A 23,139-nucleotide genomic window follows, 5' to 3' on the forward strand; every position below is an offset into this window, starting at 1 on the left:
ATAATGACGCTTCATTCGCGCCTGCTCTATATTTAAATAATTTTTCGTTTGCCTGCTATGAACGGCGAGGTAGCCGCTCCGCGAATGTCGCGTTCATGCTCGACGCGTACATCTTTATCTAATATGCTGTGCTGCACGAAACTGTTCTGTCCGATAATCCCGTTTTGCATGATGATGCTGTTGCTGACGGTAGCGCCTTTTTGAACATGTACGCCGCGGAACAAAATACTATTCACGACTGTACCCTCGATACGGCAGCCATTTGCAATAAGCGAATTCGTAACCTTGGAGCCTCCCAAATAACGAGCCGGCGGTTCATCCTTTACTTTTGTAAAAATCGACCCAGGCTGATAGAAGAGTTCCTTCCATACATTAGGTTCAAGTAAATTCATATTATTTTGATAGTAGCTGGATAAAGTATTTACTACTCCTAAATAGCCCTCATACATATAGCCGTAAACGTCCAGCTGGTCCAACCTTGAATATATCGCATGGCGCACGAGATGATCCCGACCTTGGGCAAGCGACGTTTCTACCAGCTCCATCAACAAATCCTTGCGCATGACATACATTTCCATCGAGCTTACATCGCTCGCCATTCTGCCGTAATGATCTTGGATGGCAGTAATCCGTCCATCCTCAGTCATTTTCACCTTACGGGCTTTGCCCGCCAGCAAATCGTCTTGCTGCTTGCATACAACCGTAATATCGGCTTCCCGATCCAGGTGAAATTGAATGACCTTCTCAAAATCAATATTGCACACCATATGACTGCGCGTTATGACAACATAATCCATCGCACAGCGGTTAAAATAATCACGATGCTGATAGAAATGATATAAATCGCCGCGGCTTATTTCCTGAATATCATCCGTAGCAGGCGGCAGCACGAACAATCCGCTTTGCCGATGCTGCAAATCCCAATGCTTACCGGACCCAACGTGATCCATTAGCGACCGGTACTTCGTATGAGCGAATACCGCTACCTTCGATATACCGGAGTTGACCATACTCGACAATACAAAATCGATCAAGCGATACCGGGCGCCGAAGGGTACTGTTGCAAGGCAACGACCCTGCGTCAGTCGTTCGAGCTCATCCGTTTCATGTATCAGATTTATAACTCCCATAACTTTATGCTTCATGAGTGCTCCACCTCCTGCAGCAAATGATCGTTCGTCACATATTGATCAACCGCTACAACGGTTATCGCTTCGTCGTCAGGGCTTCCTATGGTTACACCCGCTTGAATGACCGCCCCTTCGCCTATAATGGCTCTATAAATACGGGCACCTTCACCAATGCGTACATTTGGCATGACCACCGACTCGGTAATATAGCTCTTCCTTGCAGCATGCACGCCGTTAAACAGTACAGAGTGATCGACCTCACCTTCCAGCATACAGCCTTCCGTAATTAGCGACGCAGACACCTCTGCCGTAAATCCGATATGCTGGGCCGGACGATTCGGGTTGACGGAATAGATACGCCAGGATGAATCAGCCAAGTCGAGCGGCGGTTCGTCTGCAAGCAAATCCATATTGGCTTCCCACAAGCTTTCAATGGTACCGACGTCTTTCCAATAACCTTTGAATGGATAGGAATGCAGCCGTTTACCGTCTCTCATCATAGAAGGTATAAGGTCCTTGCCAAAGTCGTGATTCGAGCTGCGGTTTGCCTCATCGTATATCAAATATTTTTGCAGCTCAGACCAAGTGAAGATATAAACGCCCATTGAAGCAATATTACTTGTCGGGTTTTTCGGTTTCTCCTCAAACGCTGTAATTCGGTCCTCATCGTCGATGTGCATCACACCGAACCGGCTGGCTTCCTTCCACTCTACCTCTATACCCGCAATCGTCACGTCCGCTCCCGAGCGCTTGTGGTGCTGAAGCATGAGGTCATAGTCCATCTTATAAATGTGATCACCAGAAATAATGAGCACATATTCCGGATTATAGCGTTCTATGAATGCCATATTCTGATAGATTGCGTTTGCCGTTCCCTTGTACCATACGCCGCCTTTTTGCTTCACATAAGGAGGTAATATCGTCATTCCGCCATCGCGGCGGTCGAGTCCCCAAGGACTTCCAATGCCAAGATACCGATTCAGCTCGAGCGGTTGATACTGGGTAAGTACGCCTACCGTATCAATGCCAGAGTGCGCGCAGTTGCTCAATGTAAAATCTATAATCCTGTATTTTCCGCCAAAGTAGACAGCTGGCTTGGCTAGATCCTTCGTTAGTACCCCAAGCCTTTTCCCTTCGCCTCCGGCGAGCAGCATTGCGATCATTTCTTTTCGGCCCATGGACACCAACTCCCTCTCAATGTGTGTCCCCCGGTTCTAAGATGAAGAATAGGAAAGTGAAAGGGGGTAAGTGAAGCGAAATACTTTGATTGTGACCATGCCAAGCGACGTTTTCACTTCTGTAGCAAAGCTGCGGTTGTGTTTCAGTTCCGCCAAATTGGAGGTCGTTACTATTTAAAATAGAGCGGTAAAGACCTGGCTCTGGAACACCGATGCGGTAATCGTGGTAGTCATTTCTGGAGAAGTTGGCAACAATGACGGAAAAATCTGAATTTCCGCGACGGATAAAGGATATGATGGATTGTTCCGCATTATGAACATCAATCCATTGGAAACAGTCAGGATTATTATCCCGCTCCCACAGGGATGGCTGATTGCTATACAAGCGGTTAAGTGTCTTCACGTATTGATGCATAGTACGGTGACTATCGTAATCAAGCACCATCCAGTCCAGCATATCGCTGTCCTTCCATTCATCAAACTGACCCCATTCACTGCCCATAAACAGCAGTTTTTTGCCGGGATGGGTCATCCAATAGCCGTAAAACAACCTTAGCTGAGCAAACTTTTCTTCATAAGTGCCGGGCATTTTGTTTAATAAGGATCGTTTACCATGTACCACTTCATCGTGGGAGAGCGGAAGAATATAATTTTCAGAAAATGCATACAGGAGTGAGAATGTGATCAAATGATGGTGATGTGAGCGTTCAGATGGATCAAGTGCCATGTAGCGAAGCATATCGTTCATCCAGCCCATATTCCATTTAAAATTAAATCCGAGGCCACCGATGTAGGTAGGAGATGTGACTGCAGGCCATGCGGAAGAATCTTCAGCAAGCATAAGCGTGTCGGGGTAATAATGAAACACCGTTTCATTGAGCTTCTTCAGGAAGCGGAGAGCATCCAGATTGTCAGGACCGCCAAGGTAATTATACGTATGCATGTGCGGCGGTTTATCCATATGTAGATTAATCATGCTGGCAACTGCGTCAACACGCAGGCCATCGATGTGGAACATATCCATCCAATAAATCGCATTGGAGATGAGAAAGCTGACGACTTCATTTCTGCTAAAATCGAATCCAAGCGTTCCCCAAAGCGGCTTCTCAGCCCGCATTGGATCTGGGCCCTCGAAGATTGGCGTACCGTCAAACAGTCGTAAGCCGTGATCATCCTTGCAGAAATGGCCGGGCACCCAGTCCAATATAACACCTATTCCAAAGCTGTGGCATTTGTCTACAAATTGCATCAGCTGCTTTGGCGTCCCGTACCGGCTGGTTACTCCGTAGAAGCCCGTAATTTGATAGCCCCATGATTGATCGAGAGGATGCTCCGATATCGGCATTAGTTCAATGTGCGTATACCCCATATCTGCAACATAAGGGATCATATCCTCCGCCAATTCGTCGTACGTATAAAAATCTTCTTTTCCTTTTATTTTCCATGAACCGGCATGCACTTCATAAATGAGAAGCGGATTCGTATAAACAGGTTTGGCTTGCTTCTTCGCGTACCATTCTTCGTCTTTCCACGCATAGCCGTTCAAATCTGCCACAATGGAAGCCGTTCCCGGCCGTCTCTCGCCAAAAAATGCGTATGGATCAGCTTTCCGAATCACCTTACCTTCGGGCGTAATGATCTCATACTTATATAATTCGCCTTCACCGATTTCCGCGACGAATAAGGAGAATACACCGGTTGAACCAACCCGGTCCATTCGGTGACTACTGCCGTCCCAATCATTGAAACCGCCAATGACTCGAACCTCGGCTGCATTTGGAGCCCATAAAGTAAAACGAACACCTTCAATTCCATCCATTTGGATGGGGTGCGCACCCATAAACCGGTAGCTATGATGAGCGCTGCCTTCGTTAAACAAGTACAAATCTTCCTTTAATATACCGTTAGGTGCCGTTTGAACCATTCGTAGGTTCACCCCCGTTTGGATGAATAAATGATGAGTCAAATTCAGCTGTACTTGGAGCACTTTCTCCAATTATACATGGTTTTTTGAAAAAAACACAGTCCGTTTTCATAGATTTCGACCCTCAATTGCGAATGCCATATTAAGTAATAATTACCTTACTTGTGCTCATCACCCTCTGAATGTAATAGTGTTTAGCGCAAAACCCCTTCGTAATCGCCGTTTTTGAGCAATTCACCCACTTGCACATACATTCTTGCTTCACACGCCGCGGTCTTACCGTATGAGGATCTCCGTGGCGCAGCAATCTCTGATGGTGCATCGCACATAGATCCTTTGCTTTGATTGGCTTCAAACAGTTATCAATGCTGCAATGGTTCATATCAAGTCTCTCCCTGTGGTTCACCTTGTAAGCAACGGTTCAATTGCGCTTGTATCCATTCATATTATCTAGAAAATGAAGCAGAATAAAGCTTGCTGTAGGTTCATTTTGGCTGATTATGGCTAGAATAGTCACAACTTGCGCCACTTTTGTCTGATTTCGGCTATCAAGTTTAATTAATTAAATCAAATTAGTCGTTTTTGTTGCTTAACAAGATTTAAAAACTAGAACTTGTGCGGCAAGAGACGATATTTTATACTGTTAAACAATTATATGCCAGCATGCCGGCAAAATGAGGAGGCTACATATTGCCCATTTACCACCGTATATTCCAAATATTAGATCAACCCATGTTGTTACTCCGGGAACTTAACGGGGAGGTTCAAATTGAAGACGCGAACGAAGCTTTTTTAAGGCTAGTCGGATATGAATTAGAGGAATTGACAAGTATAAGCAGTTCATATTTGCTCGAGCGGTATAATATAAACAATACCAAGCAAGTATTGAAGAGCGAAGTCATTATTGCAACGAAAAGCAACCGGCAGATACCGGTTCGTGTCGATCAGCGCGCAGTACCCAAGGATAATTCCGATCAATCAAATCGAGCGCTGATTGTATTCGATGATTTAAGCCCTTACAAATGGATTGAACAGAAATCGGAGCGGAAAAAGGTATTAATTAGCGGCGTTGTCGACAAATATCTACATATTCGTAATTTTCGCCAAAGTTCGACACCTGTTATTTTCGAGCCGGATCGAACGCTGGATGACGAAAATTTAATGCAGTTTGTTGCGGAGCGCGAGCATGAACGGATGTTGGCAGCATTCGCCGAAGCGTCAGCGAAAAAGAAAGAAAAGAGCATCACTTTGCAAACGAGTAAAATGAGCGGCATTGAGCTGGAGCTCTCAATTACTTTTACTCCCATCTACGACGGATTCGGCAATAGTAAGGAATTTGCTTTCGTTATTTGGGATTTAAAACCGGTAGACAGTGAAATCGATTCGGCAACGAAACTTAAGATATGGATGGCAAAAAGAGATATTACCGCGGGTCATCTCTCCGCCTTAACAGGCATTTCCATACAGACGATATCCAAGCTGCGCAACGGAAAAATATTAAAGCCCCAGAGGCTCACAGCAGAGCTGATCGCCTCGGAGCTTCAAGTAGATGTCCATGAGATATGGGCCGAAATCAGAAAATAATACTACTGGATGAATGAAGTGAGCTCATTCGTAAACACAAGATGAAGCTCATGCATCGCCCTCGTACAAGCTGTGTAAAACAGCTTCCTTTCACTTTCATGTCCATAGCTTTCATTTGACGCATTGCTAATAATAACAGCGTCAAACTCAACACCCTTGGCCAAGTAAGCAGGAATAACAACTATTCCCTTCTCAAACGTAACCGTTTCTTTCTCGATAAGGCGCAGCTTAGGAATGTGCGTCTGCAGCGCATGGTGCATTCGTTTGCTCTCAGCAGCGGTTTTACAAATTACAGCTATTGATTGATAGCTGGAATGAAGCAGCTGACCGATTCGTTCTTCAATTGCGAGTATCAGATGCGTCTCGTCTGCTGCATAAGTTATTGTAGGCTCTGCACCGTCTCGATTAAAAGGCTCGATCTTGTCTCCCCCTTCTATCATCCGGCTCGTAAAGGTGACGATGGGCCGAGTGGACCGATAGCTCCTTGTCAAGACGATCTTCTCCGTCTCCTCATCGCTGTACAGCTCCGACAACGGCTCAAACCCGTCTCCAGCCACTGCGTGTGCAAAGATAGACTGATTCAAATCACCTAACACGGTCATCTTGCAGTTCGGGAAAATTCTCTTTAAGTAATGATATTGAAACGACGAATAATCCTGTGCCTCATCGATAAACAAGTGCTTTACAGCCGTATTCGTATGGAATCCTTCCAGCTTTTCCTTTAAGTACAAATACGGAGTCGCGTCCTCGTAATAAATATCGCCTTTATCAAGCATTTCAATCGTTTGCTTGCTTATTTCCGCCCACTTCTCCGGTAACTGCTGCTTCCCGTTCGTTAGACGCTCCAACAATCCGTTATCATTCTCAAACAATCGCTTATAAATCGCTGGCACGTTCAAAAATAACAGTCGTTTTACCCGTTTACGCAGTTTTTTAAACTTCTCCTGCACGACCATCGCAGCCAGGAAGTCTCTTTCTGCTTCAAAGTCATCAAACGATTCTCCCGCAAAGCGATTTTTCCGCTGCAGCTCTTCAAAGGCGTGTGCGTAAGCTTCTTGGTCAAGGAGCTCAATTTTCTGCTGCACCCATTCTTGATTCCGTTCTTCCCGGCTCAATCTTGTCAATTCCTTCAATATCCATTCCGCCGTTAAACGCATGCGGTTACCGATAGAGATCGAGCGGTCGAGTTGATAAAAATGCTCTGAAATGAGTGCTTCAGGCAGCAGTGTTCTTCCGCGGAATGTGATAGACGTAAATTTCAGCCCGGATTGACCAAGCTCCGCGGCATATTTCTCAATCAATCGCATAAATAATAATCCCGATTTGTATTTGATGGAAGCTATTCTTACTTCATAACCGGGCTCATTCATAGCAGCCAATGTATATTCCATTTGCGAAAAAGGATCCTCAAGCGCAAACGTTTTGCCAATCCGGTGCTCCAGATATTGCTGATACGTGGTTTGCTGCATATTTTGCTCGCCAAGCTCGGGCAACACAGTCGCCACATAGCTGTTGAACATCGGATTTGGTGAAAACAAAATGATTTGGTCTGCGTTCAGCAACCCGCGGTAGCGGTACAGCAAATAAGCGACCCGCTGCAGCGCGGCAGACGTTTTCCCGCTTCCGGCAGCTCCCTGAACGATGAGCAGCCTCGCCCGCTCGTTCCGGATAATACGGTTCTGCTCCCGTTGAATGGTTGCTACAATGCTTTTCATCTGGGCATCGGACTGTTTGCCGAGCACCTCCTGCAGCAGCTCGTCGCCAATTGTCACGCCCGTATCGAACATACTGCGAATTTGGCCTTCACGGATCATATATTGACGCTTAAGCGTCATCTCTCTGTTGATGGACCCGCTGGGTGTCTCGTATCGAACAGGGCCGGGACCATAATCGTAATAAAGACTGGATACGGGTGCCCGCCAATCATAGATCAAATAATGGAATCCGCTCTCATCAAGAAGGGAACCGACTCCTAAATAAATGCAATCCTCTTTCGATTGGCCCTGCTCCAATAAATCGATTCTGCCGAAATACGGTGACTGCTCCAGCTTCATTAACGTAATTAGCTGCTGCTCCCCATGACGGTGACTTCGCTCCCTCTCCGATAACACCTCAGCCTGCTGCTTCATGCTCGCATGCGTCTCGGCGGCTTCTGCAGCATCCTCAAAGTTTACTGTCACATCGTCCCAGAAATTTCGACGAATATCGACAATATCCCCCTTCAGCATGCCAACCTGCTTGCGAAGCTCTTCAATACGTGTGCGAATAATGGTCGTCACATCATCTACACGCTGCTGCTCCTGTTGCAGCTGTTCATTTATTTGCGTCATTAGATCACTCCCTCATAAAACCTATATCGTCAAGCATGACTTTACCAGGCCCGTTCACGAAACGAAACGTTATCCGGCTAATCTCATCAAGATCAATCGGCGTCTCCTCCGGTCCGAATTGTTCGATCGGAAGCACATAGGTCTGAAATACAGGCTCGGTCGATTCTTTATATTTCTCTTTCTTCATTCGCTTCTCAAGCCATGAAAACGACATAAATGCGGTATAAGCAGACGGAGGAACGGGCATGACTTCGGCAAGCGCGATTTGCCTTATCTCACCCTGCACCGATAAAAGCTCTATTTCCACGTCTGGCAGCGGAGGCAGCTTGACGATCCCGTCTTCTGCCCTTTTATCAGCCTTATCCTTCCCTCCAGACAAATCACGCTCTAGATTAGCCATGGAGAAAACGAGACTAGCCTCCGTCATCCCATCCGCACGGCGGGTTATTTCCGGCGAAAGCTCAAGCTCATATTGCGCCCCCGGACGGGACCATTCCAGCTCGATGCCTTTTGTTCCTTTATTTTTACCGTCGCGATCCTCGGCATATGTTATTTGCCAATCCGTCATACCGGCAGCTGTTGCCTTACCGCCATCCTTCAACGCCGTTTTTCCAGAGCCTTCTTCATATCGCGTGATTTCTTCAAAGCCACTCTTTTCATAACGGCTTATATATTCGGTGTTCGGCAGCCAACTAATGCCGCGGCGGTAATCGCGAAATAAAGAGCCGTATTCGGAATGGCCAAGGAGAGTTATTTGCAAAAAGGCAGTAACATATACCTTCGAAAGAAGTCGCTGCTCCTCGGCTGCAAGCAGCCCGTCGCGGTTCAAGAACAGACCGCCCGGCGGGTGTTCATCCATACTACCCCAATCTGTATTGAACTGACTGTGGTTGGCATCCGCAATATATAACGCTGCTTTAAATTTATCCGTTTGCTGGCCAAACGAAGTTCGGCTGTATTGTCTATCGCCATAGAAATTGTTTACATCAGCATCTCTTGCACCCTGAAGCGTCAAGTAGTTGACATTAAACAGACGAGCGGATTTATCGTCCACTTTTTTGTCTGTCGGCGCGATCGCCACGACAGATTGAATCTGCACATCTTCCAGGCTTTCCAGCGTTTTGTCGTCTTTAAACCACCGATCCGCGTCTGCCGCCATAGCAACTGCCTGACCGCCGCGTGAATGGCCGATTAAAGCAACATTACTCATATTTACCCGACCGGAAAAAGGATTTCCGGTCTGTTCGTTCAAAAGCTGTATTTGCTGCAAATGCTTAAGCAGAATCCAAGCCCGCATCTTCATATCGTGATTCGGGATGCCGGACCAGACGGAATAATTAAGAAAATTCTCGTCTACTGATACAGCGATTATTCCTTTGCTTGCAAGTAATTCACCCAAATAGCCGTACCCGCCATCCGAGAAGTTCTCCATTAGATGATTGCCGTGTACAATAAGCGCAAGCGGAAACGCCCCTTCCCCTGCCGGCATCCATACACGGCCATTTAGAGGCAGCGCATGCTCATCGAACCCCCAGAAACGGGTTTTGAGTTCCGGCCATCTCGTGATATATCCGGATGCATCAACAGCGGCAGTCTGCACATCAACCTGATCACCAAACATAGTTCTATGTTTATCTTTTCCGCTGCCATAAGTGAATGTTTGGACGTTGAAGCTGCCCTGCTCAGCCGGGTTTGATGCCTGAATGGCTTCAACATGCGCATTAGCTTGATCGTCTTGCGCCGCTTCCCTCTGCGGAACGGATGCAGGTATAGCCCAATCAATGGTAACAGATAAAGAAGCAACCATACAGGCAAAAATTAGCGCAATTAAAGCCTTGCTTTGAGCATTAATCCTAAGATGCAAGAGCAAGCCTAACAAACAGCCTGCCAAAGCGCCCATAACTGTGAATGCAATCGAAAAGACAACAGACATAAGTATGCCTAGTTCCGCGAAATATAATATCAAATAGGTTTCAATACCAACGTAGAGCCATACGGCAATAAAGCGTCGCGGCAAAGGAACATACAAAATTGATAATATTAATGATAACAGTATCGTACATATACCCATCGCAGCAGCATTAGCCGTTAAAAAAACAATAATATCGATTAAAGTGCCGAAGCCGGTCGGCATACCAAGCACAGCAGTAAGCATAGAGAGCGATCCGAACAATGCGGTACTTCCGGCAGCAATGCGCCATACAAACGTATCCCGGTTGTTCCTCATGACGTATCTGCTTCTGATCCAAGCTCTCATTTTTTGCATCTTGCTTCGACCCGGCAGCTGCTGATCTGCTTCTTGCAGCGTTAGTTCCATAAATCCCCCTTGACGGATAACCAGTTTCTTCCTAACTGCCGTTCGATCTGGACTGGAACACCGAAAAACTCGCTCATCGTGGCAGAAGTCAACACATCCGCCGTCTCTTTTGCCGCAAAAACTTGTCCATCCTTAATTAAAAGCGTCTTCGAAAAGCACGGCAAAATTTCCTCGACATGGTGAGTTACATATACAATAGTTGGAGCCTCCTTTTGTTCGGCAACTGCTGTAATCATGTGCAACAGCTGCTCGCGAGCAAACACATCAAGACCTGTGCAAGGTTCATCTAAAATAAGCAGTTTGGGAGAAGCCATAAGTGCCCGGGCAATAAGCACACGCTGCCGCTCACCTTGAGAGAGCGTATCATAAGTCCGCGTAATCAGGGCAGCGCAGCCTAGCGACCTCAAGAGCGACTCTGCTTTATTCAGATCTTCCTCATCCGTTTGATCATACAATCCAATGGTCGCAAACTTGCCGCTCAGGACGATCTTTAGCGCCGTTTCACTGCCGTACAGCTTTTGCTGCAAAGAAGTGCTGACCCAGCCGATTCTTTTGCGAAGCTCACGCAAATCAAATTCACCGAATGTTTGGCCAAGGACGGACATTTTGCCATCAGTTGGCCAAATATATCCGTTAATCATGTTTAAAAGAGTGGTTTTGCCCGATCCGTTTAGCCCTAGCAAACACCAGTGCTCCCCATTCCTGACCTGCCAATCTATTTTGTGTAAAATCGTTTTGTCCCCGCGATCCCACGAAACGTTATTAATATCTATAATCATCCGTAAATTCTCCCATCCGCTACATGCTCAAAGCCGCTCCATTTGACTTCGAATATATTATCGACCATTATTATATTACAACGTTCCTCGTCCAACCATAACCGTTCAACAGCGTCTTGCCATTACACATAATTGTTATCTCAGGAGTGATTACCGTATGAAAAGCGAACAGTTGAAGCAATGGGCTCATTTTTTTCTGACTTATAAATTTGCTCTTGATGAAGTGGAAACGAAGCTAAACATTTTAAATGAAGAATTTCAATTTATTCATGATTATAATCCTATTGAACATATGAAAACGAGAATTAAATCGCCTGAAAGCGTCATGCAGAAGCTCCGCCGCAAAGGTCTTGACATTACACTTGAGGATGCCAAAGCCCATATACGCGATATTGCGGGCGTTAGAGTCATTTGCTCCTTCTCGACTGATATTTATCATATCGTCGAGATGATTAGCAAGCAAAGCGACATACGCGTCGTCGAGTTAAAGGACTATGTAAAAAATCCAAAGCCTAATGGCTATCAAAGCATTCATTTGATTATTGAAATACCTGTTTTCCTCACGAATCGGACAGAGCATGTATTGGTTGAAATCCAAATTCGAACGATTGCCATGGATTTCTGGGCAAGCTTGGAGCACAAGATTTATTATAAATTTAATGAGCAGATTCCGCCACATATACAGCAGCAGCTCAAGGGATCGGCATCGATGATTGATTCGCTGGACAGGCACATGCTTGCTCTCAATGAAGAGGTTCAAAAGCATCGCGAACAAGCGTTGAAATGAAATAAGCTCCCTCCCATGGAATGGGAAGGAGCTTTTTCTTACTTTTTAGGTTACTGCATAATAAAAGGGTACGATGACTAAATTTAATGCTAATGCAATAATTCCGATTGCCATAGACCAACCACCGAGTGCGCGCGCACCTTGCCGGAAAGCGATAAAACCGAGCACTGCCGCCGTTGCTCCAAGCAATACCGGCCAGATAAACCACGAAGCTAACGCAAAGACAAGTGCTATCCAACCGAGTGCGCGGCCTCCTGTATCGGTTTCCGCACGCTCTGGTTTTTCTACATACCGGTCCTCTCTCCGATCTGCTGGAACAACGGGAGTACCGACCGCAAAATCAGCCGCCATTTCTTCGTTAAAGTTATCTAAATCGCCTGCTGCATCTTCCCGATTGTGTGCTGCTGCCGTCAGATCACGATCATCCAGCAGTCGTTTATAATCTTCTTCATACTTACCCATCGACCATCACTCCTTTGGTTTAAAGGTGAGGCAGCATGTCGCCGCAGATTGCTTCGCCTGATCCTTATGGAAAACTCCAAGCTCATCTCCAGCAAACTCTTCGTTAAAACGCACTCCTGCGTGCTGGTCGATTTCTACTTTAATCTCTTTAGCGCCACAGTTGTTGCCTTCCTCCCAGAAGTTACAGTTTGCTACACTACATGCCACGCCTTTCGGCATAAAAAAATCACCTCCATTATCAAGTTTCCCTGACCGGAAGTGATTCATTCTGCCTTATTTTTGTCCTTGCATGCGGCGCTGCGTCATGTAGTCATTTTCGTAATAGGCCAATTCGTCACGAAGCTCCTCGAAAATTTTCGAAATTCCAAGTACAATGTCGCGCGATTCGCGGATTGGCTTATAACGGAAACGAATAGCATCTTGGCCGGTGTAAGCATAACGCCCATCTTCGGAATAACACTCGTTCTTCGGATAGAAAAACGCGCTAACGCATTGGTGATAAACTTCATATAGAACGCGTTCCGCATAATCCGTATCGAAAGTGGGCCGTCTGAGCAGAACTCCCAGCTTTTCAACCGAGACTTCAGAAAACACCAACAAATGTCTCAAATCAGATAACAAGCCTTTGTAAAAGGTTTGGGCTTCTTCTCCATTGTCCTCTCCGGTCAATTGGAGCAAAGCGTAGCTGTTCAGAAACGGTTCCAGCTGGCTTACCACTTCTTTAAGCTTCGTTCGTGTTGATTCAGTTAGCGCTTTGACTTTAGCAGATGGCATATAGGTAGATCCCCTTTCATAATCCAAACAAACGAATTTCACAAAAAATTTATAAGCATCAACATCGTACCACAAATTACATCGAAGTGGTACTGGCGATTGATGCTTTAGCTCGCATATTTTCTTCGCTGAAACCCGAACCTATAGTTTAGGCTCATGATCAAGCGTTAACGGCTTACGCAGATTTCAAAAGAACGATTACTGGAGGTTTCAAGTATGCGAAATTATTGGATTGGTGCCTTTACAATTTTAGCCGTGGCTGCACTACTTATACCTACAACGCCAATTTTCAACCCTAATGATGCTGAAAAAACACCGAGATCAGCCAACTTCTCAGCAAAACGTGAACAAACGCTTAAGTTATCAGCGGTTCAGAACGATATGAACGCGACCGCCATGCTTTGTACATCGGAATGTTCCAAGGATTTTCAAAAGCTCATGAATGCAAGCATGGGTTCAAAATCAGAGGCGAATGGGCATATCAAGCAAATGATGCATGAGCATATGCATATGAGCTACATTAGCTGGATATCCGGCGATCGCAGCGTTAGTCGCGGCATCATTCCGAAAACAACAAATGGCCAAGCAGAAGCTTTTGTTGATGAAGCTAAAGCCCAAGTGAGCAAGGGTGCTAAGTACGAGTCCGCCGCTTTCAATGCAAAAGACGGCAGCAGATATATGGTACTTGGAGTGCCCGACACAAAGCATACCGGCATCGGCGTGGTCGGTGTAATTAAGCAGGATATCGTAAAATCGGTTGAAAAGCATCAAATGCGCAACCTGCGCCTTGTTCCGTATCCGGCAGAGGGCAATTACAAAATTGAATCGGTTAAGCCAAATTCAACGGTTGATACGACCGTCCGTTCAGGAGAAGATAACGCGAACGCGAGCCATTACCACGTTCGCGATGTTGTTGTTCATTTCACTAAACCATTGTCAGACACTGAAATGCAGCGAATAAAAAATGAAATTAATGCGGAGTCCGTTAAGAAAATGGGGGACACCTTCGTATTCCGGTCCAAAAACATCGAAACGAAGCAGCTCATGCAATATTTTAAACAATCCTGGAATACGGAATATACCGAACCGCATTATTTATATTTGACGAATGAAACGACAGAATCGATTGTGCCTAATGACGCTTTATATTCAGAATATCAATGGAATTTGCCTTCGATTGAAGCGGAAAAAGGATGGAATGTTTCCAAAGGTGACGAGCAGGTTATCGTTGCGGTTCTAGATACTGGTGTGCAAAGTAACCACCCCGATCTAAAAGGCAAGCTCATTGAAGGCATTAATCTGGTTGATGAGGAAGCAGAGCCGGACGACGATGTCGGACATGGAACTCACGTTTCAGGAATTATTGGAGCAACTGTTAACAATGGCGAAGGCGTTGCGGGAGTCTCTTGGTTTAACAAAATCATGCCGGTCAAGGTACTCGACAGCAGCGGTGCAGGCTCTACCTATACCGTTGCGCAAGGCATTATTTGGGCGGTCGACCATGGCGCCAAGGTAATAAACATGAGTCTTGGCAATTACGCAGAGGCTGACTTTTTGCATGATGCCATCAAATATGCGTATGAACGCGATGTGGTCATGATCGCAGCCAGCGGAAATGACAATACAGACCGCCCTGGATACCCGGCAGCTTATCCGGAAGTATTCGCAGTAGCGGCAACCGACAGTAATAAGGAGAAAGCTACCTTCTCCAACTACGGTGATTATATTGACGTCGCTGCTCCAGGCGACAGCATCGCTAGTACGTATCCAGGCAGCCAGTATGCAGCGCTATCCGGCACGTCGATGGCAAGCCCTCACGTCGCTGCGCTGGCTGGTTTAATACGTTCCGTAAATCCTGAGCTCTCAAACGTGGAAGTAATGGAAATTATGCGGAAATCCGCTATTGATTTAGGTGACGAAGGTAAAGACAATTATTTCGGCTATGGAGAAATCGATGTCGAAAAAGCGCTCCAAGCAGCATCCTCGTTTGGTGGAGCACTACAGACTTATCCCGATCTAGTTAAACGCAGACTCGAGCACATCACAACTAAATACGAACGGAATTAGTTTCATTGACGCAATAAAGCACCCTTCGCATTCGAAGGGTGCTTTTTGTACGTTCGTTCGTGCGGAAAGTTTGCCGTAAGCCGGGTTCTGTACTTCTGGTGGTTTTAACGGGAACGACCCTCCCACGATGAAGCGACAATCATCTATCTAGGCCGCACATTACTGAGCGGCTCCAGCAACCAACCCGGACGCGCCTCAGGCTAAGGCTGCAGCCTTAACGGCTGCTGCGTCCTCTCGGTCTTGCTCCAGATGGGGTTTACCAGGAACATAGTCACCTATGCTCCTCGTGGTCTCTTACACCACGGTTCCACCCTTACCTGTGCCGGCTATAAGCCGGCCATCGGCGGTCCATTTCTGTGGCACTATCCTTCAGCTCGCGCTGACTGGACGTTATCCAGCATCCTGCCCTGTGGAGCCCGGACTTTCCTCTCGCGGCAACAAGGCCGCCAGCGATTGTCTGTCAAACTTTCCGGGTGCATCGTTAAGTATACAAGGTATTTTACAAAAGCTCAACCCTGAAACGAATACCAATATGCTTAAATGAAGGTAAAAGGCTCCGTATTTAAGGATGAAGCAATAGCTGTCGTTTCATATTTGCTGTTCGTAAGCTGCTCATTAAGCCAGTCGGCGACACGCTGCTTCATAATCTTCTCGATGTTATGACCAGGATCAATTATTGTCATACCGGCAGCAAGCGCATCATGAGCCGTGTGGTAATCTACATCTCCCGTAATTAGAACATCCACCCCGGCGAAAATGGCATGGCGCACATATTTGGCACCCGCTCCCCCGAGTACAGCCGCTTTATGGATCACCCGGTCAAGCGGTCCGACAACCCGAACGGCAGGAACTTCGAATATCGTCTTAGTCTGCTCCGCAAGCTCACCTAAGCTAATAGGTTGTCCGAGCTTGCCTGCCCGGCCAAGTCCGAACGAGCGCCCCTTTAAATCCATCGGATACAGATCATAAGCAACCTCTTCGTAAGGATGTGCTTTGAGCATGGCCTGCACAGTCTTTCGGTGCACACTGTAGGGTACGATCGTCTCTATTCGGATTTCATCAGACTTTTCGAGCTTGCCTGGTTCGCCGATATACGGCTTCGTGCCGGGGCCGGGAATAAACGTGCCTGTCCCTTTTATGTTGAAGCTGCAATGACTATAGCTGCCAATCTCACCAGCACCCGCTCTTAATATCGCTTCCAGCACCTGTTCATGATGGCTTTCCGGAACGAATACAACGAGCTTATACAGCTTATCTGTGTGGACCTCCTCCAGGCATTGGCGGTCATCAGGCGCGATACCAATCAAATCGGCAAGCCAATCATTAATTCCGCCAACGGCTACATCCAAGTTGGTATGTGAAATATATACGGCAATATCGTTTTTAATGAGTTTTTCATATAATTGACCCGCAGCCGTCGAAGTATCAAGCTTGGCAAGCGGTCGGTATATAATAGCATGATGGGCAATGATAAGATCCACGCCTGCTTCAACAGCTTCATCGACAACGGAATCCGTCACATCCAACGCAGTCATTATTTTTTTTATCGGTTTGTTCAATGTTCCGAGCTGAAGTCCAATTTTATCATTTTCAACTGCAAAATGCTTTGGAGCTAGCTTCTCCATTAACTGGATAACGGTTTGACCATGGGCAAACATTTCAATACCTCCTCAAGCACGTTGATCTCTGCCTTGAATTGCTCCAGCTTTCGGGCAGACTCGGGTAAATCCGAACCAGAAAGCTGTTTGCAGATTCGCTCCAGCTTCTCCAGCTCATGGCGCCATTTTTTAAATAAAATGGGCTGCGGGTCCCGGAGCAAGTGAGGCCCCATTTTCTTCAATACGGAATATTCGGTCTCTTTGGAAAGCATTAGCGGCAAGAAGTCACCATTATACAATTGGGCATTTAGAGCATCTGCTTCAGCCGATCTGACAGCATGCATAATCTCATAAATTTTGCCGTCTTCCTCAATAATGCATTCTTTTGCCAAATACCAGCTGCGCTCCAGCAACCAAGCCCGCACTAATTCTTCACCTACATTAGGCTGCAGCACAAGCTCTTTAACCCCTACAAGCTTGCCAGCCTTATAGCCAGCCTCCAAAATGTCGCTCATTAAGCTGCCGCCCATGCCAGCTATCGTTACTGTGTCTGCTTCTCCAGGCTCAAGAACACTTAATCCATCGCCTTGTCTTACTGTCAAACGTGACGACAAGCCGGCATCTGCCCCTTGCTTTCGTGCAGCCTCATATGGCCCACGATTCAATTCACCCGCAATAGCGCTAGGGCATTTATCGATTTGAAGCAAATATACAGGCAGCATCGCATGATCCGAACCTATATCGGCAATTCGAGAGCCTGCAGTTACAAAATCCGCAATCAATTGCAGACGTCTAGATAGTTTTAACATTATACAACCCACACCATCCATTGTTTTCGCATTGAAAATAGTAAGCCTCCACCGATGCCGATCTTGATAAGAAGCTGCAATTGAAGCATTGCCGCATCATCTATAAACATCATTGCATACAGCTCTGGCATAAACCAAACAAGTGAGCAAGTTAAAAACAAAACAGCAGAAACGGGCTTAGACCAGCGGTTAACGAACCAACTGCTCCAGCCGAATAAACAAGCGATAGGTAGCCAGTATAACTGAATTTCATACCACTTGGAATCAATCATGAATTGCGACAGAAGCCATGCATAAACAAGAATAGCGGCCAGCCATCCGCATAAATGCAATAGATGGATACGTACAGCAATACCATATATAACCCAGAACAGCGCGCAGGCAGCAAGCAATGCCGTCTTCCAGCCCCACTCGTTCAGCCCGTGTTCATTCAGCATATACAAGCCGCCTCCGAGCAGCAGAAGCATTCCCGTGCTCGTCAGCGCTAACCCTGCGGCTTCGTTCCGGCTGCGAAGTCGTTGCCCGATCCATAAAAAAACGGCCACCGAACCCCCTACAACCGCCATTTGCAATAACGGATGAAATTCGTTAAAATAAAGCACAACAAAGGAAATTAAGGTAAAAGTTCCAAATGTAAGTAGCCATTGCAAGCCAGTCGCCCGTTGTACTGCGGCAATAGCTTTACCAACCGTGCTATGCTGCACATTCGCAGTATGTAAAGCATCTTGATCAGCATATAAATTCAGCAGAAAATCACAATACTGATCCGGCAGCAGCTTGCTGCGACGCCAATGATCAATTTCTTTCACGATAATTTGCCGACGATCCTGATTCATAGACGTCCGTTTTCCTTTCGGTCTCGGCTTGAGTTTGATTCTGATTCAAGGCCTGAGCCTATGTATAATTCGTTACTGAGAAAAAAAGACCTCGCTGCACGCGCAGAAAGGTCATTATTGTAAATAAACAATTTATTCAAGGAAGTCCTTTAACCGCTTGCTGCGGCTAGGATGACGTAATTTGCGAAGCGCTTTAGCTTCGATCTGACGAATACGCTCACGCGTTACGCCAAATACTTTGCCTACTTCTTCCAGCGTTCTTGTACGGCCATCATCTAGTCCGAAGCGAAGACGAAGAACATTCTCTTCTCTTTCGGTTAACGTATCCAGAACATCCTCAAGCTGTTCTTTGAGCAGCTCGTATGCTGCTGCATCAGCAGGAGCAAGCGCTTCTTGATCTTCAATAAAATCTCCGAGATGGGAATCGTCTTCTTCCCCGATTGGCGTCTCGAGCGATACCGGCTCTTGAGCAATTTTCATGATCTCGCGAACTTTCTCGGTGCTGAGCTCCATCTCCGCCGCAATTTCTTCCGGCGTTGGTTCACGTCCAAGCTCTTGAAGCAATTGACGGGATACCCGGATTAATTTATTGATCGTTTCCACCATATGAACAGGAATCCGAATTGTACGGGCTTGGTCAGCGATTGCGCGGGTGATGGCTTGACGAATCCACCAAGTCGCGTACGTACTGAATTTGAAACCTTTTTGATGGTCAAACTTCTCAACCGCTTTGATAAGACCCATATTCCCCTCTTGAATCAAGTCAAGGAATAACATTCCTCTACCGACATAACGTTTCGCGATACTAACCACGAGACGCAAGTTAGCTTCGGCAAGTCTCCGCTTAGCTTCTTCATCACCATTTTCGATCCGTTGCGCAAGCTCTACCTCATCATCCGCGGAAAGAAGCGGAACACGACCGATTTCCTTCAAGTACATCCGCACAGGGTCATTGATTTTGATACCCGGAGGCAATGCCAGATCATCATCAAAGTTGAAATCGTCCTGCTCACGTTCTTGCTCTTCCCCTCCGGCAGCGAGTGGATTATCTTCATCGTTTTCGTTCAGTACCTCGATGCCAAAATCATCGAGCTGTTCAAAAAATTCATCAATTTGTTCTGGATCTTGATCGAATGGAGAGAGTTTCTCCATAATTTCTTTATACGTCAAAGAAGACCTCTTCTTGCCTTGCTCGATCAATTGATCCTTCACATGATCCAGTTTTTGTTCGGTATCTAGTTCAGTATGTTGATCATTCGCCATATTCCGACTCCCTCCCCCCTAGAAACGATCGTCCTGTCGTCCTTTAAGCTGTCTCTCTAGGGTTATAATCTCACTTGCAATTTGTGCTGCTGCCAAAAAATCACCAGTACGTTCAGCGTGTACCATTTCTTCTTTTTTACGCTCGATATCCCGAAATTGCGGAACCTTTGCAATATCTTGGATATAGGCGTTCATTATTGTTTCGTCGAACGGGAAGTCACCGTCCATCATTAGAATGGATGCAGCCGTGCGTTCTAGCCGATCGTCGTGCAGCGTCGCAATAAATCGGCTGGCATCCGGATCATAGCCCTGTGCAAAATAAGCGTATAAATAAGCAGCTAGCGCTGCATGATCCTCCACATTAAACGCATCGCCGATCCGGTCATGAACCGCTTGCGCCACTTCTCTGTCGCGCATCATCACATGAAGCAACCTTCGTTCAGCATGTGTATAAGCCGGCATAAGCGTGGGAGGTCCAGACGTACGGCGCTTTTCATTTCTACCATTATTCCACGAATTGTCGTTATTATCCCCTTGCGGTTTCTTTTTTTGCAGCTCCTGCCGCTTTTGATAGCAGTCCTGCTTTAAAGAATCAAGCGAGATTTCGAACTCACGGGACAATTCTTTTAAGTAGACCTCGCGTTCTGTTGAAGAATCAAGCTCCGCTATAATTTCTACTGCCTGAAGCAGATAATTCTTTCTGCCTTCTTCTTTTAGCAGTATATGGTTTTTCCTTGAATATATAAGCTTAAATTTTGTGACTGATACGGGTTGGTCAATCGTTTCCCGTAAAAAAGCTTCTGGTCCGTATTCGCTTATATAATCGTCGGGATCCTTACCCTTTGGAAGCATGGCAACCGCTACTTTAAGTCCTGCAGTCTCCAGCATCGGAATGGATTTGTAAGCTGCTGCTTGTCCAGCGTCGTCACCGTCATAGCATACGACGATTTCTTCTGCTTGACGCCTAAGCATAGCGCAATGCTCATCTGTCAACGCAGTGCCCATCGTTGCGATTCCGTTTTTAACACCTGCGCTCCATGATTTGATGACGTCCATGTAGCCTTCAAACAATACGACTTGCTTACTTTTACGGATGGCCGGCCGCGCATAATGCAAGTTGTACAGTGTTCTGCTTTTCGTAAACAGCATTGTCTCCGGGGAATTCAAGTATTTCGGCTGTCCTTCGCCAATAATGCGACCCGCGAACGCGGTTGCTTTGCCGTCTCGATCCCATATCGGAAACATGATGCGATTGCGAAACCGATCCACATACCCGCTCCCGTCCGTCTTAGCCGATAACAATCCGCCTTTCTCCATTAATGCCAGGTCAAAGCCGCGATTAGTTAAAAACCGTGCCAGCAAATCCCATTCCTCTGGAGCATAACCAATCATAAAATGATCAATCAGCTTATCGCTTAACCCTCTTTCCCGCAAATACTGCTTTGCCGTTTGCCCCTGCTTCGTATTGTTCAGCACATGATGATACAGCTTGGCAGTCAATTCGTGCGCTTCAATGATCTTCGCCCGATCTGCGTCTTGAGGTGCATTCTTATTGCCGTCATGCGATGCCCAGGTAACTGGAATTCCGGCGTCCTCAGCGAGTACGCGCACGGCTTCGGGAAATGAATAGCCTTCCATTTCCTCGATAAACCGAATAACATTGCCGCCTTTTCCGCAGCCATAGCAATGGTAAATTTGGAGCTCCGGCGTAACCGTAAACGAGGGTGTTTTCTCCGAATGGAACGGACATAGCCCTTTCATATATTTGCCGTGCTTCGTGAGATGAACATATTTCCCGACCGTCTCTACGATGTCATGATGCTTGCGTACCGCATCAATAATCTCTTCCGGTATTTTATTACCGTATGTCATCGTTCATCACCTTCATCCTAGTAACACGTAAATAATATTCGCTATACGTCATGGTTCTCCTGCTCATTTCGTAAAACTTTTGTCAACTTTTGTTGAAAACGATCACGATCATCATTGTTCATTGCTTTAGGACCTCTGGATTTGCCTCCGCTTCGTCGTCGCTTAGCAAGCTCGTGCCTGCGTTCCATCAAATAATCGATGTTATCGTTTGTATACTGCTCTCCTCGAGGAGACAGTACGATAGCGCCTTTGCCGATCGCTATACATGCCAGTCCAAAGTCTTGGGTTACGACAATATCGCCGCGTACAATATGATTAACAATGTACAGATCAACAGACTGGTTGCTGCGGTCCACCTGAACGACTTCTATTCCGGGTTGCGGTTCAAGCCGATGATCATGTGAAGCGACCATCAATACCCGTACTGAAAACTGCCTTGCCGTTTCACCTATTTCCGCCTTAACCGGGCATGCATCTGCGTCGACAACAATGGTTGGTTGCTCTAGCCGAATAATTGATCACCGCTCGAATTCAATTTCATATCCTGTACTATTATATACGGCAAATCCGCAAAAAATCCTGCATGCTGCCATTATGACGTTCGTACATATTCCATAATTAGGCTGGCCGTTTCCTCCACTGCACGATGAGAGACATCAATCACAACACATCCGAGCTGCTTCATAATCGTATCGGCATATTGGAGTTCCTTTTCAATCCGGTCCGTAGTTGCATAGGAAGCATTGTTCGGCAAACCTAATGCCTTTAACCGTTCCTTACGAATGGTATTTAAATAGGGTACACCAATTGTTAGTCCGATAACCTTGCGCTTCGGAAGCTTAAACAGCTCATCGGGAGGCTTCAGCTCCGGTACGAGCGGTACGTTTGCAACCTTGAATTTTTGATGCGCCAAATACATGGACAATGGTGTCTTTGAAGTACGTGAAACGCCGACGAGCACGATGTCTGCTTTTAGAACACCAGACGTATCTCGGGCATCATCATATTTTACTGCAAATTCAACGGCTTCTACTTTGCGGAAATAATCCGCGTCCAGCACATGGTTCAGACCCGGTTCCTGACGCGATTTTCTCCCTGTGCGCATCTCAAGCGTTTCTATAAAGGAGCCTAAAAGATCAATCGCCACGATGCCGCTTGATTCCGCTAACCTCCGCATACTGTCACGCAGGTGCGGAATGACTAGTGTGTACAACACGATAGCATCGATTTGCTTTGCTTGTTGTGCAATTCGCTGTAAGCCTGCATCATCCGTAATAAAAGGAGAGCGGCGAATTTCCGCGCTAATCGGATGAAATTGCGCGATTGCCGCTCGTACAACAAGCTCCCCCGTATCTCCGGCAGCATCAGATACGACGTACACTACAACTTCGGGATTTCCTTTAGACATGAGCAATCATCCTCCTGACGC

Annotated in this window: 19 protein-coding genes and 1 other RNA gene; 3 read left to right on the forward strand and 17 right to left on the reverse strand. The window is 46.4% G+C overall.

Annotation, left to right across the window (positions count from 1 at the left end; all coding sequences use genetic code 11):
- Positions 1-32 precede the first annotated feature (32 nt).
- From glgD to glgB, 3 genes are read right to left on the reverse strand one after another with little or no spacing between them, the layout of a single operon-like run.
- Entirely contained in the window at positions 33-1,145 is a 1,113-nt protein-coding gene (gene glgD, locus DFP97_RS04375) for a glucose-1-phosphate adenylyltransferase subunit GlgD (RefSeq protein ID WP_114378747.1), read from the reverse strand.
- Positions 1,142-2,308, reverse strand: coding sequence for a glucose-1-phosphate adenylyltransferase (locus DFP97_RS04380; protein ID WP_114378748.1), 1,167 nt, complete (start codon positions 2,306-2,308; stop codon positions 1,142-1,144). The genes glgD and DFP97_RS04380 overlap by 4 nt, the downstream gene beginning before the upstream one ends.
- Before the next feature lie 16 nt (positions 2,309-2,324).
- Positions 2,325-4,232, reverse strand: a complete 1,908-nt coding sequence (gene glgB / locus DFP97_RS04385) for a 1,4-alpha-glucan branching protein GlgB (protein WP_114378749.1) — start codon at positions 4,230-4,232, stop codon at positions 2,325-2,327.
- Positions 4,233-4,922: 690 nt separating this feature from the next.
- Between glgB and DFP97_RS04395 the strand changes: the two genes are divergently transcribed.
- The gene (locus tag DFP97_RS04395) at positions 4,923-5,816 is read left to right on the forward strand and encodes a helix-turn-helix domain-containing protein (RefSeq protein WP_114378751.1); all 894 of its coding nucleotides are present in this window, start codon (positions 4,923-4,925) and stop codon (positions 5,814-5,816) included.
- A gap of 2 nt (positions 5,817-5,818) precedes the next feature.
- Here the strand turns inward: DFP97_RS04395 and helD are convergent, their stop codons facing one another.
- From helD to DFP97_RS04410, 3 genes are read right to left on the reverse strand one after another with little or no spacing between them, the layout of a single operon-like run.
- Positions 5,819-8,146 carry an RNA polymerase recycling motor HelD gene (gene helD, locus DFP97_RS04400; protein ID WP_114378752.1) on the reverse strand — a complete coding sequence of 776 codons (2,328 nt, stop codon included), beginning with the start codon at positions 8,144-8,146 and terminating at the stop codon, positions 5,819-5,821.
- Between the two features lie 4 nt (positions 8,147-8,150).
- Entirely contained in the window at positions 8,151-10,463 is a 2,313-nt protein-coding gene (locus DFP97_RS04405; RefSeq protein WP_114378753.1) for an alpha/beta hydrolase family protein, read from the reverse strand.
- Positions 10,454-11,242 carry an ABC transporter ATP-binding protein gene (locus tag DFP97_RS04410; RefSeq protein WP_114378754.1) on the reverse strand — a complete coding sequence of 263 codons (789 nt, stop codon included), beginning with the start codon at positions 11,240-11,242 and terminating at the stop codon, positions 10,454-10,456. The genes DFP97_RS04405 and DFP97_RS04410 overlap by 10 nt, the downstream gene beginning before the upstream one ends.
- Positions 11,243-11,399: 157 nt before the next feature.
- Here DFP97_RS04410 and DFP97_RS04415 point away from each other — a divergent pair, with 157 nt between their 5' ends.
- Entirely contained in the window at positions 11,400-12,029 is a 630-nt protein-coding gene (locus DFP97_RS04415; RefSeq protein ID WP_114378755.1) for a GTP pyrophosphokinase, read from the forward strand.
- A 45-nt stretch (positions 12,030-12,074) separates the two neighbouring features.
- Here DFP97_RS04415 and DFP97_RS04420 read toward each other — a convergent pair whose 3' ends face one another.
- From DFP97_RS04420 to DFP97_RS04430, 3 genes are read right to left on the reverse strand one after another with little or no spacing between them, the layout of a single operon-like run.
- Positions 12,075-12,491, reverse strand: a complete 417-nt coding sequence (locus tag DFP97_RS04420; protein ID WP_114378756.1) for a DUF4190 domain-containing protein — start codon at positions 12,489-12,491, stop codon at positions 12,075-12,077.
- 6 nt (positions 12,492-12,497) lie between these two features.
- Positions 12,498-12,710, reverse strand: a complete 213-nt coding sequence (locus DFP97_RS04425; RefSeq protein WP_114378757.1) for a DUF1540 domain-containing protein — start codon at positions 12,708-12,710, stop codon at positions 12,498-12,500.
- A 54-nt stretch (positions 12,711-12,764) separates the two neighbouring features.
- Complete coding sequence (locus DFP97_RS04430; protein ID WP_114378758.1) at positions 12,765-13,265, reverse strand: YpuI family protein; 501 nt, start codon at positions 13,263-13,265, stop codon at positions 12,765-12,767.
- Positions 13,266-13,481: 216 nt separating this feature from the next.
- Between DFP97_RS04430 and DFP97_RS04435 the strand changes: the two genes are divergently transcribed.
- Positions 13,482-15,332, forward strand: a complete 1,851-nt coding sequence (locus tag DFP97_RS04435) for a S8 family peptidase (protein WP_114378759.1) — start codon at positions 13,482-13,484, stop codon at positions 15,330-15,332.
- Positions 15,333-15,393: 61 nt separating this feature from the next.
- Here DFP97_RS04435 and rnpB read toward each other — a convergent pair.
- The 8 genes from rnpB to DFP97_RS04475 all read right to left on the reverse strand — a co-directional run bounded on the left by rnpB (position 15,394) and on the right by DFP97_RS04475 (position 23,118).
- Positions 15,394-15,801: RNase P RNA component class A (rnpB, locus tag DFP97_RS04440), an RNA gene on the reverse strand.
- A gap of 67 nt (positions 15,802-15,868) precedes the next feature.
- On the reverse strand, positions 15,869-16,990 hold the full coding sequence (locus DFP97_RS04445; protein ID WP_114378760.1) for a Nif3-like dinuclear metal center hexameric protein: 1,122 nt from the start codon (positions 16,988-16,990) through the stop codon (positions 15,869-15,871).
- Entirely contained in the window at positions 16,957-17,739 is a 783-nt protein-coding gene (locus DFP97_RS04450; protein ID WP_114378761.1) for a tRNA (adenine(22)-N(1))-methyltransferase, read from the reverse strand. The genes DFP97_RS04445 and DFP97_RS04450 overlap by 34 nt, the downstream gene beginning before the upstream one ends.
- A complete protein-coding gene (locus tag DFP97_RS04455) occupies positions 17,739-18,575 on the reverse strand; it encodes a hypothetical protein (RefSeq protein ID WP_114378762.1) in 837 nt (278 codons plus the stop codon). The genes DFP97_RS04450 and DFP97_RS04455 overlap by 1 nt, the downstream gene beginning before the upstream one ends.
- Positions 18,576-18,707: 132 nt before the next feature.
- Positions 18,708-19,838, reverse strand: a complete 1,131-nt coding sequence (rpoD, locus tag DFP97_RS04460; RefSeq protein WP_114378763.1) for an RNA polymerase sigma factor RpoD — start codon at positions 19,836-19,838, stop codon at positions 18,708-18,710.
- Between the two features lie 18 nt (positions 19,839-19,856).
- Positions 19,857-21,710 carry a DNA primase gene (gene dnaG, locus DFP97_RS04465; protein ID WP_114378764.1) on the reverse strand — a complete coding sequence of 618 codons (1,854 nt, stop codon included), beginning with the start codon at positions 21,708-21,710 and terminating at the stop codon, positions 19,857-19,859.
- A gap of 41 nt (positions 21,711-21,751) precedes the next feature.
- A complete protein-coding gene (locus DFP97_RS04470) occupies positions 21,752-22,222 on the reverse strand; it encodes a YaiI/YqxD family protein (protein WP_114378765.1) in 471 nt (156 codons plus the stop codon).
- 80 nt (positions 22,223-22,302) lie between these two features.
- Complete coding sequence (locus DFP97_RS04475; protein ID WP_114378766.1) at positions 22,303-23,118, reverse strand: pyruvate, water dikinase regulatory protein; 816 nt, start codon at positions 23,116-23,118, stop codon at positions 22,303-22,305.
- Positions 23,119-23,139 lie beyond the last annotated feature (21 nt).

Origin of the sequence: Paenibacillus prosopidis, assembly GCF_003337375.1 — a bacterium.
In the GTDB taxonomy this organism is placed as follows: Bacteria; Bacillota; Bacilli; order Paenibacillales; family Paenibacillaceae; genus Pristimantibacillus; species Pristimantibacillus prosopidis.